The 15,068-nt window shown below is 50.6% G+C and carries 13 protein-coding genes; 3 read left to right on the forward strand and 10 right to left on the reverse strand.

The genetic code is table 11. The annotated features are described in order from the left end of the window. Positions 1-6 precede the first annotated feature (6 nt). Complete coding sequence (gene allE / locus J1G48_RS16450; protein WP_000540985.1) at positions 7-792, forward strand: (S)-ureidoglycine aminohydrolase; 786 nt, start codon at positions 7-9, stop codon at positions 790-792. Positions 793-871: 79 nt separating this feature from the next. Here the strand turns inward: allE and glxK are convergent, their stop codons facing one another. The 10 genes from glxK to allA all read right to left on the reverse strand — a co-directional run bounded on the left by glxK (position 872) and on the right by allA (position 12,716). Beyond that, the gene (glxK, locus tag J1G48_RS16455) at positions 872-2,020 is read right to left on the reverse strand and encodes a glycerate 3-kinase (protein ID WP_000706327.1); all 1,149 of its coding nucleotides are present in this window, start codon (positions 2,018-2,020) and stop codon (positions 872-874) included. 22 nt (positions 2,021-2,042) lie between these two features. Further along, positions 2,043-3,341, reverse strand: a complete 1,299-nt coding sequence (locus J1G48_RS16460; RefSeq protein WP_000484505.1) for a uracil/xanthine transporter — start codon at positions 3,339-3,341, stop codon at positions 2,043-2,045. Positions 3,342-3,399: 58 nt separating this feature from the next. After that, a complete protein-coding gene (gene allB / locus J1G48_RS16465; RefSeq protein ID WP_000006865.1) occupies positions 3,400-4,761 on the reverse strand; it encodes an allantoinase AllB in 1,362 nt (453 codons plus the stop codon). A gap of 78 nt (positions 4,762-4,839) precedes the next feature. Next, positions 4,840-6,294 carry a putative allantoin permease gene (locus tag J1G48_RS16470; RefSeq protein WP_000401061.1) on the reverse strand — a complete coding sequence of 485 codons (1,455 nt, stop codon included), beginning with the start codon at positions 6,292-6,294 and terminating at the stop codon, positions 4,840-4,842. Between the two features lie 95 nt (positions 6,295-6,389). After that, positions 6,390-7,637 (reverse strand): MFS transporter, encoded by a 1,248-nt coding sequence (locus tag J1G48_RS16475; RefSeq protein WP_000005070.1) that lies wholly within the window; start codon positions 7,635-7,637, stop codon positions 6,390-6,392. Positions 7,638-7,702: 65 nt separating this feature from the next. Beyond that, the gene (gene glxR, locus J1G48_RS16480) at positions 7,703-8,581 is read right to left on the reverse strand and encodes a 2-hydroxy-3-oxopropionate reductase (protein ID WP_000765815.1); all 879 of its coding nucleotides are present in this window, start codon (positions 8,579-8,581) and stop codon (positions 7,703-7,705) included. A 100-nt stretch (positions 8,582-8,681) separates the two neighbouring features. Continuing rightward, entirely contained in the window at positions 8,682-9,458 is a 777-nt protein-coding gene (hyi, locus tag J1G48_RS16485) for a hydroxypyruvate isomerase (RefSeq protein ID WP_000943591.1), read from the reverse strand. Positions 9,459-9,470: 12 nt separating this feature from the next. Then, positions 9,471-11,252 carry a glyoxylate carboligase gene (gene gcl, locus J1G48_RS16490; protein WP_001096865.1) on the reverse strand — a complete coding sequence of 594 codons (1,782 nt, stop codon included), beginning with the start codon at positions 11,250-11,252 and terminating at the stop codon, positions 9,471-9,473. A gap of 84 nt (positions 11,253-11,336) precedes the next feature. Next, positions 11,337-12,155 carry an HTH-type transcriptional repressor AllR gene (gene allR, locus J1G48_RS16495; protein WP_000141265.1) on the reverse strand — a complete coding sequence of 273 codons (819 nt, stop codon included), beginning with the start codon at positions 12,153-12,155 and terminating at the stop codon, positions 11,337-11,339. Positions 12,156-12,233: 78 nt separating this feature from the next. Beyond that, positions 12,234-12,716, reverse strand: a complete 483-nt coding sequence (gene allA / locus J1G48_RS16500) for an ureidoglycolate lyase (protein ID WP_000764661.1) — start codon at positions 12,714-12,716, stop codon at positions 12,234-12,236. Between the two features lie 226 nt (positions 12,717-12,942). Between allA and allS the strand changes: the two genes are divergently transcribed. Both allS and mnmH read left to right on the forward strand, forming a co-directional pair. Beyond that, positions 12,943-13,869, forward strand: coding sequence for an HTH-type transcriptional activator AllS (gene allS / locus J1G48_RS16505; RefSeq protein ID WP_000460169.1), 927 nt, complete (start codon positions 12,943-12,945; stop codon positions 13,867-13,869). A gap of 69 nt (positions 13,870-13,938) precedes the next feature. Then, positions 13,939-15,033 carry a tRNA 2-selenouridine(34) synthase MnmH gene (gene mnmH / locus J1G48_RS16510; RefSeq protein ID WP_001154079.1) on the forward strand — a complete coding sequence of 365 codons (1,095 nt, stop codon included), beginning with the start codon at positions 13,939-13,941 and terminating at the stop codon, positions 15,031-15,033. Positions 15,034-15,068: the final 35 nt, after the last annotated feature.

Genomic DNA, 15,068 nt, shown 5'->3' on the forward strand with positions numbered 1-15,068 from the left:
CCATCAATGGGATATCTGAATAACGTCACGGGTTACCGCGATGATTTACTGGCGAACCGCGCCATTGTGAAACACGGTAACTATGCGCTCTTAACGCCGGACGGTCTGGTGAAAAATATTATTCCTGGCTTTGAAAACTGTGACGTCACAATCCTTTCGACGCCGAAGCTGGGTGCTTCTTTCGTCGATTATCTGGTCACCTTACATCAGAATGGCGGCAACCAGCAGGGCTTTGGCGGCGAGGGGATTGAAACTTTTCTCTATGTCATTACGGGAAATATTGAAGCTAAAGCAGAAGGAAAAACATTCTCTTTAACTCAGGGCGGATACCTCTATTGTCCACCGGGCGAGATGATGACCTTTAGCAACGCTCAAACGGAAGACAGCCAGCTATTTTTATATAAACGCCGCTATACTCCTGTCGAGGGGCATGCCCCGTGGTTGGTTTCCGGCAATGCCAGCCAGCTGGAGCGTATTCATTATGAAGGCATGGAAGATGTTATTCTGCTGGATTTCCTGCCTAAAGAGCTGGGCTTCGATATGAATATGCATATTCTGTCGTTCGAACCGGGCGCCAGCCACGGCTATATTGAAACCCACGTCCAGGAACATGGCGCTTATATCCTTTCCGGCCAGGGGGTTTATAACCTCGACAACAACTGGGTGCCGGTGAAAAAAGGCGACTACATCTTCATGGGCGCTTATTCCCTGCAGGCCGGATACGGTGTAGGTCGTGGCGAAGCATTCAGCTACATCTACTCCAAAGACTGTAACCGCGACGTTATGATTTAACGGCGGACAGCCCTCCTGATTATTTTTAATTTAGCTATGTTGGATTTTGCCACGGTGAGAACCGTGGCTTTTTTTATGCTTAACGAGTCCCGATATCCTGGCCAAGTTTGATGACGCGGGCAATATTACAGGCGCTGTGGTAGAGATTTTGTTCACCGTTCGCCAGAACCTCCGGCAAAGGCGCCAGCCGCGGCAAAATACTGAATACGGCATCAATACCGTGGCGATGGACCACTTCCACGCCGTCGCCCAGTACGCCGGCAATGCCGATAACCGGGACGTGATGCCGTTTCGCCACTGACGCAACGCCTATCGGCGCTTTTCCTCCCGCCGTTTGCGAGTCGATTCGCCCTTCTCCGGTAATCACCAGCGAGGCCTCTTTTACCGCCTCCTCCAACTTCACCGCCTGCATAACAATCTCAATACCGGGCTTCATTTCCGCTTCCAGGAAGACGATAGCAGCAATCCCCATTCCTCCGGCCGCTCCACCGCCCGGTATTTGAGACATGTCGCGTCCGGTCAGGGCATGTAAAACACGGGCATAATTACGTAATCCATTTTCCAGCGTCTCGACCATTTCAGGCGTCGCCCCTTTCTGCGGACCGAATACCGCCGCCGCGCCGCGTGGCCCCACCAACGGGTTATCAACATCACAGGCGACCTCAATACGACACTCTGAAATACGCGGATCGCACCCCTGCAGGTCAATGCTCGCCAGGCGCGATAAATTGCCCCCTCCGGCGCCAAGCAGCATTCCTTGCGCGTCCAGAAAACGCACACCGAGCGCCTGCGCTACTCCCATTCCGCCATCCACCGTGGCGCTGCCGCCGATACCCAGAATAATATGGCGAATCCCCGCGTCCAGGGCGTGACGAATCAATTCGCCGGTGCCGAAACTGGATGCCAGCAGCGGATTACGCGCCTCTGGCGCCACCAGCATCAATCCGCTCGCCGCCGCCATTTCAATAATCGCCGTTTTGCCGTCGCCGGTCAGGCCATAAAATCCGTTTACTTTTTCCCCCATCGGCCCGCTAACGTCCACAGAAACCCGTTTCCCGCCGGTCGCAGCCACCATTGCGTCCACGGTTCCTTCTCCGCCATCGGCGATCGGTAAACAAACATAGCGCGCATCAGGAAATACGGTTGAAAATCCCGCTTTAATAGCCTGACAGCATTTATCAGCGCTTAAGCTCTCTTTAAATGAATCTGGCGCAATTACAATCTTCATCATGTCTCCTTGTTTTCTCACGTTATTTAATGCGTTCCCACGGAATAAGATTTTCCATAAGCACTGCCAGTAAGATTCCCACCAGTAATCCGTTGCTAAGCAGAGGACGAATCATCAGTGGAAGATCCTGTAAATAGACCGGAGGAAGCCCCATCAAAAAAATGCCGACAAAAAGCGGTAACGCCAGGCGATAAATATTCCGCGCGGTAAACGTAATTTGCTGGCTAAAAACCAAACCGGAATAAAGTAAAGGTAAATAAGAGACCAGCATAACGGCGCTGCTGATCGCCAGTGGAATAGCGCAAAATAAGCGGGTTAACGGCGTTATAATGGCAACCAGCAGACACAGCGCGCTACCACAGATAAAGGATTTGCGAGAACTGTCGCCGGTTTGCGTTAATAAACCAATGGAAGACACAAAAGGCGAAAAAGGCACGACCGCGAAAGGCACCGTCACTAACGTCATCAGTCCGGAAATCATAAAGCTTCGGCGATAACGAGAACTGCCCGACCCTTGATGCAGATAAAAGATATCGGTACCGCGGATGGCGCCGTAAGTGTTGCTGATGTTGACTAACCCCGTCATCACCGCCGTCACAATAATACCCGGCATCAGCGTGCCGTGGCTGCCCAGCGGAAACCATCGCCAGCTTAATTCACCCGGCGGTAAGTGTGATGAAGGAAAGCATAACCGCCATAGCCCCCACCCGACCACGGTCCCTACCAGTAACGCGTAACGGGAGATACGCTGCTGCAGGAAAATAATCATCGCGAGGATAAAACACATCACCGCGACCGCCAGCCCAAAGGGGGCCAATTTGATTCTGGCGCTGGTATCGGCAATGCCAAAAGGCAGCCCCAGCATGCCTTTAAAAAATATTGAGGTCAGCTGCGCGCCCAAAAGCAGCATGAAAAAAACCATTACCGCCGGCGTAAACAGGCGAGCCAGACGGTGTCCTAAGCCGCTAATGCCGATAAATATCGTCACCATTGCGGAGATCGCGATCCCGACCGACAGGCTGGAGGCGATATCGTTCAGCGGCGTGCCGCGAGACGCCTCGCCAAGCGTAATCGTAAGAATAGCGCCCCACCACAGTCCTGTCGGCCCTTCCATAATGGCACGGCGATGGCCGCAAAATGCCTGAACCAGGCAGGCCAACGCGGTGGTCAAAAAAGCGTATTGTGTGAGCATTAACAAGTTATCAGCGGGAAGATGAAAAGCGGACAGCAAGGTAGGGGGAACCACAACCGTGTTACAGAAAATAAAGAAAAACCACTGAAAGCCGGACAACACACTTTCGCGGTTAATAACAGGGAACATATCCACACCTTAAAATAGAGAATGCCCGTCGTGACGACGGGCATTAAATCACACCGGATTACTGCTGATGTTTAAGGATAAACTGACCTTTTGGCGGCACAGGGAAGCCATGCTCGATGTCATAAATAACATCGCCGCGCAAAATCGTTTTGGTAATACGCGCGCCAATAGTACGGCCAACATACGGACTGACTTTATGGCGATATTCCAGATCTTCATTTTTCAGAACATAGCTGCTGTCAGGCTGAATAAAGACCAGGTCAGCATCTTTGCCGGGGGCAATACGTCCTTTATGTTTCAGACCAAAAATATCGGCGGCGTTGGTCGCCATTAATTTGCCAAACATCGGCAACGACATACCGCGTTTTTGCACCGCTTCATCAAACATGACGTCCATGCAGTTTTGCAGTCCGGCAATTCCGCCCCATGCTTGCATGATATTGCCTGCTTTCATTTCCGGAGGGCATGGAGAGTGGTCGGATACCAGGCAGTCGATTTCGCCGTTAAACAGTTTTTCCCACATCCCTTTCTGGTTTTCCTGGTCGCGAATTGGCGGAGAACATTTTGCCAGGGTGCCAATCTCTTCGAACTGATCGGTATCGAGGACAAAATAGTGCGGGCACGATTCACAGGTGACATCCTGGCCTTCCTGACGCGCGCGCGTTACTTCCTCTACCCCCTCCGGGCTGCTGATATGGCAAACGTGCAGACGGCAACCTGCCGCTTTCGCCAGATACAGCACGCGACGAATGGCTTCCACTTCAGTAAATACCGGACGTGAGGCGACATAATCATGCGCCGTTACGCGACCTTCGCGTTTAGCTTCCTCGCCCAGCTCATCGCAAATCAGAGCATTTTCGCAATGTACCAGTACCGTCTGGTCCATTTCCCCCAATTTTTGCGCGCCTTTGTAAAACTGCCAGTCATTAACGTCGCGAAAATCATTATCGATGCCACGATCGCCGCAGGTGGCGACAAAGCACTTGAAGCCGACAACGCCCACTTCGTCCAGCTCATGAAGCCGATCCAGGTTATAAGAAACCAAACCGCCCAACTGCGCGGCGTCGATGGTCAATTTACCTTTTGCCGCGTCAAACTTGAGTTCAATCGTCTCACGATCGACCGTCGCCGGCAGCTGATTGAGCGGCATCTCAATCATCGTGGTAATACCGCCTTTCGCCGCCGCGCGGGTACCGGTTTCATAGCCTTCCCAGTGGGTACGGCCCGGTTCAGAAATGTGGGTATGCGCGTCAACCATGCCCGGCGAAACGATCAATCCCGTCGCATCCAGCACATTTTTCGCTTCCCCCAGGTTCTCGCCAATCGCGGCGATTTTTCCGCCCTGGACGGCGATATCGATAACTCTCGCTTCGTTTTCTAAGATGACAGTACCGTTCTTAATAATTAAATCAAAAGACATAACAAACTCCTTGTATGGATACAGATAGTTTTTAAATAGCGCACACTTCATTAAATACGCTTAATGCTTTTTCAATATTTAACCTGCGAGTTTTTTCTCTCCTGTATTTTCAAAACCCGTGCGTTTCTTCAATAGCGCATAAGTAACGAACGCAACTATTACGCCTACAAACCAGGACACGCGGGATAAAGGCTCCAAAAATGGTATAAACTTGCCGCCTAATGACAGAATAACTGCGACCAGGGTGACTGAAAATGCAGTCAGGTTAAATCCATTATCATAATATTTGTAATCACCGCTGGCGGTGTACAGCTCATCAAGATTAATTTTTCCACGCATTACCACAAAATAATGAGCTAACATTACGCCGATTACCGGGCCAAGCATACCGCCGATAATATCGAGGAACAGATAAATACTGTCCTGATTCTCCATTAATTTCCATGGACAAATCAGTAGACTGATAATACTGGCAATCATTACGCCATTTTTATAGTTAAGCTTTGTCGGGGCAAGCGCCGCAATTTGATACCCCGCAGGTATAATATTACCGGTGGCGTTGGTTGAAATTGTCGTCATCAGAATCACCAACACCGCAAAGAATGAAGCAAACAGGCTGTCCCAGCGCTGCACAATATCCAGCACGTTCCAGGTATCCATACCATAATGAATACTGGCTCCGGCAATAATGCACACGCTGGCTACGGCGAATAATATATACGCTACGATAAGCCCCAGCGTTTGTCCCAATGCCTGAGCGCGAAATGAATGCGCGTTTTGCGTGAAATCGGACGCGCTCACCGCTGGCGCTGCCCAGACGGCGACTACGGCGTTAATCACCACCAAGAACAGAAAGCCGCTGTGCTCTGCTTTTTGCACGCCTGAAGGCAGATAGTCCAGAATCGGGCCAATGCCGACCAGCGATATTGCCCAAATAGCCATGCCGCCAAAGACAATGTAAATACATGGATTGAGGATAGCGGTAAATTTATTTAATACTTTACCACCGCCAAAACCGATGCCAACGTTAATAATCCAAAAAATTAGAAAAGTAATTAGTCCTGGCAGTGAAAGACCCAGCAGCTTGAAATCTCCGCCTAATGTCAGAAATCCTGGCCAGATCTTCCCAATCAAAATAAGAAATGCCAGCGATCCCGCGTAACACTGTAAGCCGAACCACATAATTGCCGCGATTCCCCCTCGCAATAATCCAGGGAATAGCGCGCCGCGGACGCCGTAAGAACCTCGCAATATCATAGCAAAAGGAACGCCATATTTGCTGCCTGCCGCGCCATTCATTACCATCGCCGCCGCAATAAATAATGCGCTGATAATAATGGCCAACATGATATTAAATGTTGATAGGCCCAGTATAAAAAAACCGCCGACCATAACGTAATTTGGCACGTTATGTACAGATCCCATCCATAAGGTGAAATAGTTAAATGCCTTCCAGTTTCGTTGGGTTTCTGTTTTAGGTAATAAGTCTTCGCTATAACCGCGCTGCTGGTATAGCTCTCTTTGATGTTCCATAAATCCCTCTTTTCACGCATCGGATAACGTTGTTATGGGTTTAGCTATGAGGAACAAATAAATATAAAATAAAGAATTAGTAGATATAATTATTTTTAAGCTGAAGCAATACGTTGCGTTGCTTTCTTTTTATATAAAGTGACGACAGCAAAGATCAGCGTTCCGGTGACCACTAAACATGCTGAAATCACAAAACTGATCTCCTTCGACCCCGTTACATCCGAAATAAATCCGGTCAACGTTGGGGCGACAACCGCCGAGCTCATGCCAAAGAAATTAAAAAGGCTGAAAGCTCTTCCCAGACTTTTTGCCGAAGCCTGTTCAGATACAAAGGAGATCAGGATCGGGTCTACCGCCATTTTCCCCAGCAAGCCGTATAGCGTCAGGCTGACCATCAGCATCGTGGTATTCGGGGACAAAACCGTAAACGCCAACATTGCTGCCGCCACAATTTCCAGACCGAGAATAACCTTAACTTTACTGTTACGGAATTTATCTGACAGATGGCTAAAAAATAACGCCCCCGGTACGCCAACCACCGCCACCAGCGCTGATGCCAGCCCGATAGCTCCGCCATCAAATCCTCTTTCAGTCTGTAGATAAGAGGGCAGCCAGGTCACTATCAAATAATAACCGTAGCAGGTACAGAAATAGAGGAAGTAAACGCTACACAATAAACCAGAGAATAAAGGCGCACGTTTCTCATCTTCCGTAACGGTTTGGGTTTGCTTTTCCGCTTGCGCAGAGTCGCTTTTGGCTTTACCGCGAATGATCAGCGTAAAGACGCACAGCATGATTACTAATATCGCGGCCACGATATACAGTACATTTTGCCAGGCCATGCTCATGTTTTTTACTAATACGCTGGAACCGATTAAGCCAATCCCCATCCCTATAGCCGACCCGCTGTTGATAATCGCGTTGGCTAATGCCCGACGGGCCTGCGGCACGTTTGCCGAAGAGAGTGAATAAGCCGAGCTAAAGAAAGAAGCGCATCCGCCACCTGCCATTAGCGACCCTATATAGATCATGGTCAGGCCATTGGCTTTCGCGATACAGAGTGTACCAATAATAAAAAGCGTAAATCCGGCCATCAGCATGATTTTTTGACCGAATTTATCGACCAATATTCCGCAAGGGATTTGCATACTGCAGTAAGCAAAAAAGTAAAAACTTGCAATGGCGCCTATTTCTGCATTACTTACATTGTCTAAAGATGCCTGAATTTCTGGATAAATTGGCGTAAGCACGGTGCGATAGATCCAAATCGCTACCCAGCCCAGGCTCATTACGACAACAATTTGTTTCCAGTAATCAATCCCGGATTTTTTAGTTTCACTCATGTTCTTCACCTTTACAGAGTGTTCCTTGTGAACAGGTATCGCTGCAGCCGCAGCGATACACATAATTAGGACAATTTATGATTGGCCATTAATTCCAGCGCCTGTACCATTGCCGAATGATCAAGCTGGCTCCCGCCATTTGCCGCACAGGTATTGAATAATTCCTGGCAGGTCGCCGTATTCGGTAAATTCAGCGCCAGCGCTTTTGCGCTTTGCAATGCAAGATTAAGGTCTTTCTGATGAAGCGCGATTTTGAAACCAGGCTCGAACGTCCGGTTGATCATCCGCTCGCCGTGAACTTCCAGAATGCGTGAAGAGGCGAACCCGCCCATTAACGCCTGGCGCACGCGTACCGGATCGGCGCCTGCTTTTGAAGCAAACACTAAGGCTTCAGAAACCGCTTCAATATTCAGCGCAACAATAATTTGGTTAGCCACCTTACAGGTTTGCCCATCCCCATTGCCGCCCACCAGGGTGATATTTTTTCCCAGGATGTCAAAGAGCGGTTTAACGCGGTCAAAGACTTTCTGCTCGCCGCCGACCATAATCGACAGAGTGCCTTCACGCGCCCCGATTTCTCCCCCGGAAACCGGGGCATCCAGGTAATCAGCGCCCATTTCATTAACGCGCTGGGCAAAACGTTTGGTTTCGATAGGAGAAATAGAACTCATATCGACGATGGTTTTTCCCTGAAGCGATGTTTTGGCGCAACCGTGTTCGCCAAATAACACCTCTTCAACCTGCGGCGTATCCGGCACCATTATGAAGATAATGTCTGCAAATTCAGTTACCTGACGTGCAGTCTCAACATTTACCGCCCCCAGCGAGAGCAGTTCGTCCGCGACCGGACCAATAGTCGTAACGTGTAATTGATGACCGGCGCGTGCCAAATTGATAGCCATTGGCGAGCCCATAATTCCCAGGCCAATAAATCCCAGTTTCATATACAACCTCTTTTATTGCTTTCGGTGTTTCCAGATTCAGGCAACACAATCCCTTTCCAACACAGTGGAAAAAAAAGCGCTGCCCGAATTATTCTGCGTTTTAACGGTACTGATTAATCCACGATAATCCCGCTTCCGTGGTAGTCAGTGGTTTATATTCACAGCCAACCCAGCCATCATAACCAGACTGTTTAATGACATTAAAAATAAAGTCATAATTAATTTCCCCGGTCCCCGGCTCGCCGCGACGCGGGTTATCAGCAATCTGTAAATGGCCTATTTTATCGGCCCATGCCGTCATGGTTTGCGTTAATTCCCCTTCCATGCGTTGCATGTGATAAATATCATACTGAATTTTGATATTATCACTGCCGATATCCTTAATTAATGCTAACGCCTGTTGAGTGCCGGTGAGATGGAATCCCGGCATATCAAAGTGATTAATAGGTTCGATAAGTAATAAAATGTCTTCTTTCGCCAGCATATTTGCCGCATAGCGCAGGTTTTCGACCAACGTGTCGTGGATCTCCGTTGCGGAGAATCCTGACGGCGTTTTACCCACCAGACAATTTATTTTCTTATTGCCTAACGCACGTGCATAGCGGATTGCGGCCGCTACGCCATCGCGAAACTCTTCTTCGCGCCCAGGAATACAGGCAATTCCACGTTCGCCAGCCGCCCAGTCGCCAGCAGGTAAATTATGTAACGTATGTTCCAGATTATTATCCCTGAGCTTACGTTTTAACACTTCGATGTCGTTATCGTAGGGAAACATGAATTCCACGCCGCGAAATCCCGACAACGCCGCTTTATCAAAGCGTTCCAGGAAATCATATTCCGTAAACAGCATAGAAAGATTGGCAGAGAAACGTAACATCGATTACCTCCCTTACTCATATTTCATAAAACAGGTTTCTGTTGGCGCATCTTTCGCACTATCCGCAACCTCTTCAAACTCGGTTACGTTATCCAGTTCGCTGCCCATGGAAATATTGGTTACGCGTTCCAGAATGACTTCCACCACCACCGGAACGCGATATTGCGCCATCAGCGCTTTAGCTTGTTCAAATGCAGGCGCAATATCTTCCGGTTTAAAGACACGAATTGCTTTACAGCCTAACCCTTCTGCCACTTTTACATGGTCAACGCCATAGCCATTCACTTCGCTGGAGTTGATATTTTCAAAGGCGAGCTGTACGCAGTAGTCCATGTCAAATGCGCGTTGCGACTGGCGAATCAGACCAAGATAAGCGTTGTTAACCAGCACATGGATATACGGGATGTTAAACTGCGCGCCGACGGCTAACTCTTCAATCAGGAACTGGAAGTCGAAATCGCCGGAAATCGCCACCACATTGCGTTGCGGATCGGCAGCACAAACCCCTAATGCCGCCGGGATTGTCCAGCCAAGAGGCCCCGCCTGGCCGCAGTTGATCCAGTGTCTGTCTTTAAACACATGCAGCATCTGCGCTGCCGCGATTTGCGATAATCCAATGGTGGTGACATAGCACACATCGCGACCAAAGGCTTTGTTCATCTCTTCATAGACGCGCTGCGGCTTCACTGGCACGTTGTCAAAGTGGGTTTTACGCAGCAAAGTCCGTTTACGCTGCTGGCATTCGTCCACCCAGGTCTTCCGGCATGGCAAACGCCCCGCCTTTTGCATCTCCTGCGCGACATCGATCAGCAACGTTAGCGCCGCTTTGGCGTCCGAAACGATGCCCAGATCCGGGCACAACACGCGGCCAATTTGCGTCGGTTCAATATCGATATGGATGATTTTTCGCCCCTGAGTATATTTCTCAACGGACCCCGTATGACGGTTGGCGAAACGGTTACCGATGCCAAAAACCATATCGGATGCCAGCAGAGTGGCGTTGCCGTAGCGGTGCGCCGTTTGCAGGCCGACCATCCCCGCCATTAGGGGGTGATCGTCCGGGATACAGCCCCAGCCCATCAGGGTAGGGATCACCGGTACATTGGTCAGTTCGGCAAACTGCTGCAGCAGTGGCGCGGCGTCGGCGTTAATAACCCCGCCGCCCGCGACAATTACCGGACGCTCGGACTGAATCAGCATCTCCAGCGCCTTTTCAATCTGTACGCGGCTGGCGGCTGGCTTATATACCGGCAGCGGCTCATACATATCCGGATCGAATTCGATTTCCGCAACCTGGACATCAAACGGTAAATCAACCAGCACAGGACCTGGGCGGCCTGAGCGCATCAGATGAAAAGCCTGCTGTAATACGCGCGGCACCAGCGCCGCCTCACGAACCGTCACTGCCATCTTGCTGACTGGTTTTGCAATCGCTTCAATATCGACTGCCTGGAAATCTTCCTTGTGCAGACGCGCTCGTGGCGCCTGACCAGTAATGCATAAAATCGGGATAGAGTCGGCAGAAGCGGAATAGAGCGCGGTGATCATGTCGGTTCCCGCCGGGCCGGAAGTGCCCAGGCAGACCCCAATATTACCTGCCGCCGCACGTGTGTAGCCCTCAGCCATATGCGAAGCGCCTTCCACATGACGCGCCAGTATATGGCGAATGCCTCCATGCTTACGCATTGCAGAATAGAAGGGGTTGATTGCAGCCCCAGGAACGCCGAATGCTGTGGTGATACCTTCTTTTTCCAGCACATACATTGCCGCATCCACGGCTCTCATTTTTGCCATTTTATTGCTACCTCTTTTTATTGGAAAAAGTTTCCAACTTTTAAAAATTTTAAAAAAGTCCCGCTCCAGCGAGCGGGATGCGGCTCAGGCTACAGGGGGTTTTAGCCCAAGCGCCGTACTGATGTCTTTCGCGGTATCCCGTACCAGTTCACCCTGGCTGATAAAGCGATCTTCCGTCAGCCGGGAAGCCGGTCCCGATATTGAGATAGCGGCGACCACGCTGCCCGCATCGTCATAGATAGCGGAGGCGATACAATTCAGCCCGACAACATGTTCTTCCTGGTCGACGGTGTAGCCCTGTTCACGCGCCTGCTCCAGATTTTTAAGCAGGATAGGTAAATCCACCAGAGTGGTCGGCGTAAACCGCCGCAAACCGGTATTGACGACGATCCCCACCAGCTCTTCTTCGGTGAGCGGGTAAAGCAGCGCTTTTCCGGCGCCGGAAGCATGTAACGGCAGACGACTCCCTAAGGGCGCGCACATTCTGACCATCGATTTGCACTCCTTTTGACCGATTAACACCGCTTCATTACCGTTGCGAATCGCTACGTTGACCGTCTCGCCAGAAAGCAGCATAAGTCGGTGCATAAAGGGTCCGGCCACCGAGAGGACATCGCGATTATGAATATACGCAGAGCCCACATTAAATACGCCTAAACCAATATGCCACCAGCCAAGCTGGCTATCCTGGTACACAAAATCAGCCGCTTGCAGTACCTTTAACAGGCGAAACGTCGTAGAAAGCGGTAAATCCAGGCTGCCGGAAATATCGCTAACTGATGAACTGCCGCCGCTTCTTTCGAGATATTGCAATATCGCTATGCCCCTCTCCAGCGCCTGAGCGCCTTTCTGCGCAGTCGGCTCTGCCTGTCCTGGCCTGCCGCGTCGTCTTACTTCCGTCATATTTACGTTAACTCCGGCCCAAAATATGAGCATAAACAATGAACAATATGTTCATCTTATGCAAGAAGGCCAATAGCGTCACGCAAAACAGAGTTCATGTGTCGGGATACTTTCAACATCACAGTTATCGCTGCCGCCGCGATCCACCGTCAGAAAATCGGTAACCGTCTGCCACGCAAACAGCGGGTGATGCCATACATTACGGTGATAATTGACGCCCTGCCGTCCATTGCTAATAAACGCCCGCAGCGTGGAGAGCTCGGGTTTATCATCGCCGAGCGCGACAATAACGACAAAAGCCTCGCCGTTCATCGGCACAAACGCCTGCGTACCTAAAGGATGACGTTCCAGTTCATGTACCACAATAGGCATCGCGGCCGGTTGCGCCCTGTTAATACTGATCAGCGTGCGATCCTGCTCCAGAACTTCAACCTTCGCCAGGTCGTGATATCGCTCAACTAACCCGTTGTTTATATGAAAAAAGTCACGTTCCTGCGTCTCAATAACATCGCCATAAGCGCTGAACGTCTTCTGATCTAACGGTAATACCTCAAGTTTCATTATTTTTCCCTTGTAGCTCGATTCCGTTTAACCGCGGTTTGGACTCTGTCCGGTTTCAATACCATGCAATCTAAAACCTTCGGGATTTAACATCAACATAAAAGTTGGAATATTTTTCCAAAAGTAGATTTAGACCACAAATCAAACATGGCTATTATGTAAAACTACTTAAAAATCATAGGAAAACAATTCTGGTTTTATCAGGATCGTAAGGAGGCGTCTGACGATGTTTGACCCGGAAACACTGCGTACCTTTATCAGCGTTGCCGAAACGGGGAGTTTCTCCAAAGCGGCGGAGCGCCTGTGTAAAACCACGGCAACCATTAGCTACCGCATCAAACTGCTGGAGGAAAATACCGGCGTAGGGCTGTTCTTTCGCACAACGCGAAGCGTCTCGTTGACGGCGGCGGGCTCTCACCTTCTCTCTCAGGCAAAAGACTGGCTTGCGTGGTTGGACAGCATGCCTGACGAGCTACGCCAGGTTAACGACGGCGTAGAGCGTCAGGTCAATATTGTGGTGAATAACCTGCTCTATAGCCCGCAAGCGGTCGCCAGTCTCTTATCGTGGCTTAATGCGCGTTACCCTTTCACTCAGTTTCACTTTTCCCGGCAAATTTATATGGGCGTCTGGGATTCGCTCCTGTATGAAGGTTTTTCGCTGGCGATTGGCGTAACTGGCACCGAGCCGTTGGCTAATACCTTTATGCTCGACCCTTTAGGTTCCGTACAATGGCGTTTTGTGATGTCTGCGGATCATCCTTTAGCTCACGTCAGCGGGCCTCTAACAGAAGCGCAGTTGCGCCGTTTCCCGGCAATTAATATCGAAGACAGCGCGCGTACGCTGACCAAGCGGGTAGCCTGGCGCCTTCCGGGGCAGAAGGAAATTATCGTGCCTGATATGGAAACCAAAATCGCCGCTCATCTGGCAGGCGTCGGTATCGGTTTTGTCCCGCAGCCGCTCTGTCAAACGCTGATCGACAAAAACGAACTGGTGAGCTGTACCATCCCGACGATGCGTCCGCCCTCACCGTTAAGCCTCGCCTGGCATAAATTTGGCGGAGGCAAAGCGGTAGAAGACATTGTGAAATTATTTACCCAACGACAACCCGAAATAGCCGGTTTTTTATCCATTTTCAACACGGTACGCTGTTAAAAATCAAGCCACTTTGCGAATTGGCGCGTAAAATAGCGCAAAGGATGATTTAAGGTTACGTTTTACGTTATGCAAGACAGACAAAAAGCACAGGACTATCGCGCGCTCCTCCTTGCCGATACGCCTTTAATTGATGTACGCGCGCCGATTGAGTTTGAACAGGGCGCCATGCCGGGCGCTATCAACCTGCCATTGATGATGGACGACGAGCGGGCCGCCGTCGGCACCTGCTACAAACGTCAGGGCGCGGATGCGGCGTTAGCGCTGGGGCATCGGCTGGTTTGCGGCGACATTCGCCAGCAGCGGCTTGAGGCCTGGAAAGCCGCGTATCAACGTTTCCCCAACGGGTATCTGTGCTGCGCGCGCGGCGGTCAGCGGTCACATATCGTACAACGTTGGCTGCAAGAAACAGGGATTGACTGCCCGCTTATTGAAGGCGGCTATAAAGCGCTGCGCCAGACAGCAATTCAGGCGACCTGGCAACTGGCGCAAAAACCGATACTTTTAATTGGCGGCTGTACGGGCAGCGGCAAAACGCAACTGGTACGACAACAGCCCAACGGCGTGGATCTGGAAGGTCTCGCGCGTCATCGCGGCTCCTCTTTTGGCCGCACGCTGAACCCCCAGCTCAGCCAGGCCAGTTTTGAAAACAAACTTGCCGTTGAATTGCTGAAAATTAACGCGCGTCAGACGCTAAAAAGGTGGGTACTGGAAGATGAAGGGCGAACGATCGGCGCCAACCATCTGCCTGAGTGTTTACGCGAAAGAATGGCGCAGGCCCCCATTGCGGTAGTGGAAGATCCGTTTGCGCTTCGTCTGGAACGACTGCGTGAAGAGTATTTCATCCGTATGCATCACGACTTCACCCACGCCTACGGCGATGAAGCCGGTTGGCAGGCGTATAGTGAATATCTTCATCATGGACTGTTCGCTATTCGCCGCCGTCTGGGGTTGCAACGCTTTGCCGAACTGACGGACACGCTGGATAGGGCGCTGGCAGAGCAATTATCCAGCGGCAGCACCGACGGCCATATGGCATGGCTGGTTCCGCTACTTAACGAATATTACGACCCAATGTATCGCTATCAACTGGAGAAAAAAGCCGCGAATATCGTTTTTCGCGGCACATGGCAAGAGGTTGCCAACTGGCTAAAAGCGCAATAGCTTATTTTTATTGCCGGCTGACGCTACATTAAGCC

It is taken from the genome of Salmonella sp. SAL-020, assembly GCF_017372215.1.
Classification (GTDB): domain Bacteria; phylum Pseudomonadota; class Gammaproteobacteria; order Enterobacterales; family Enterobacteriaceae; genus Salmonella; species Salmonella enterica.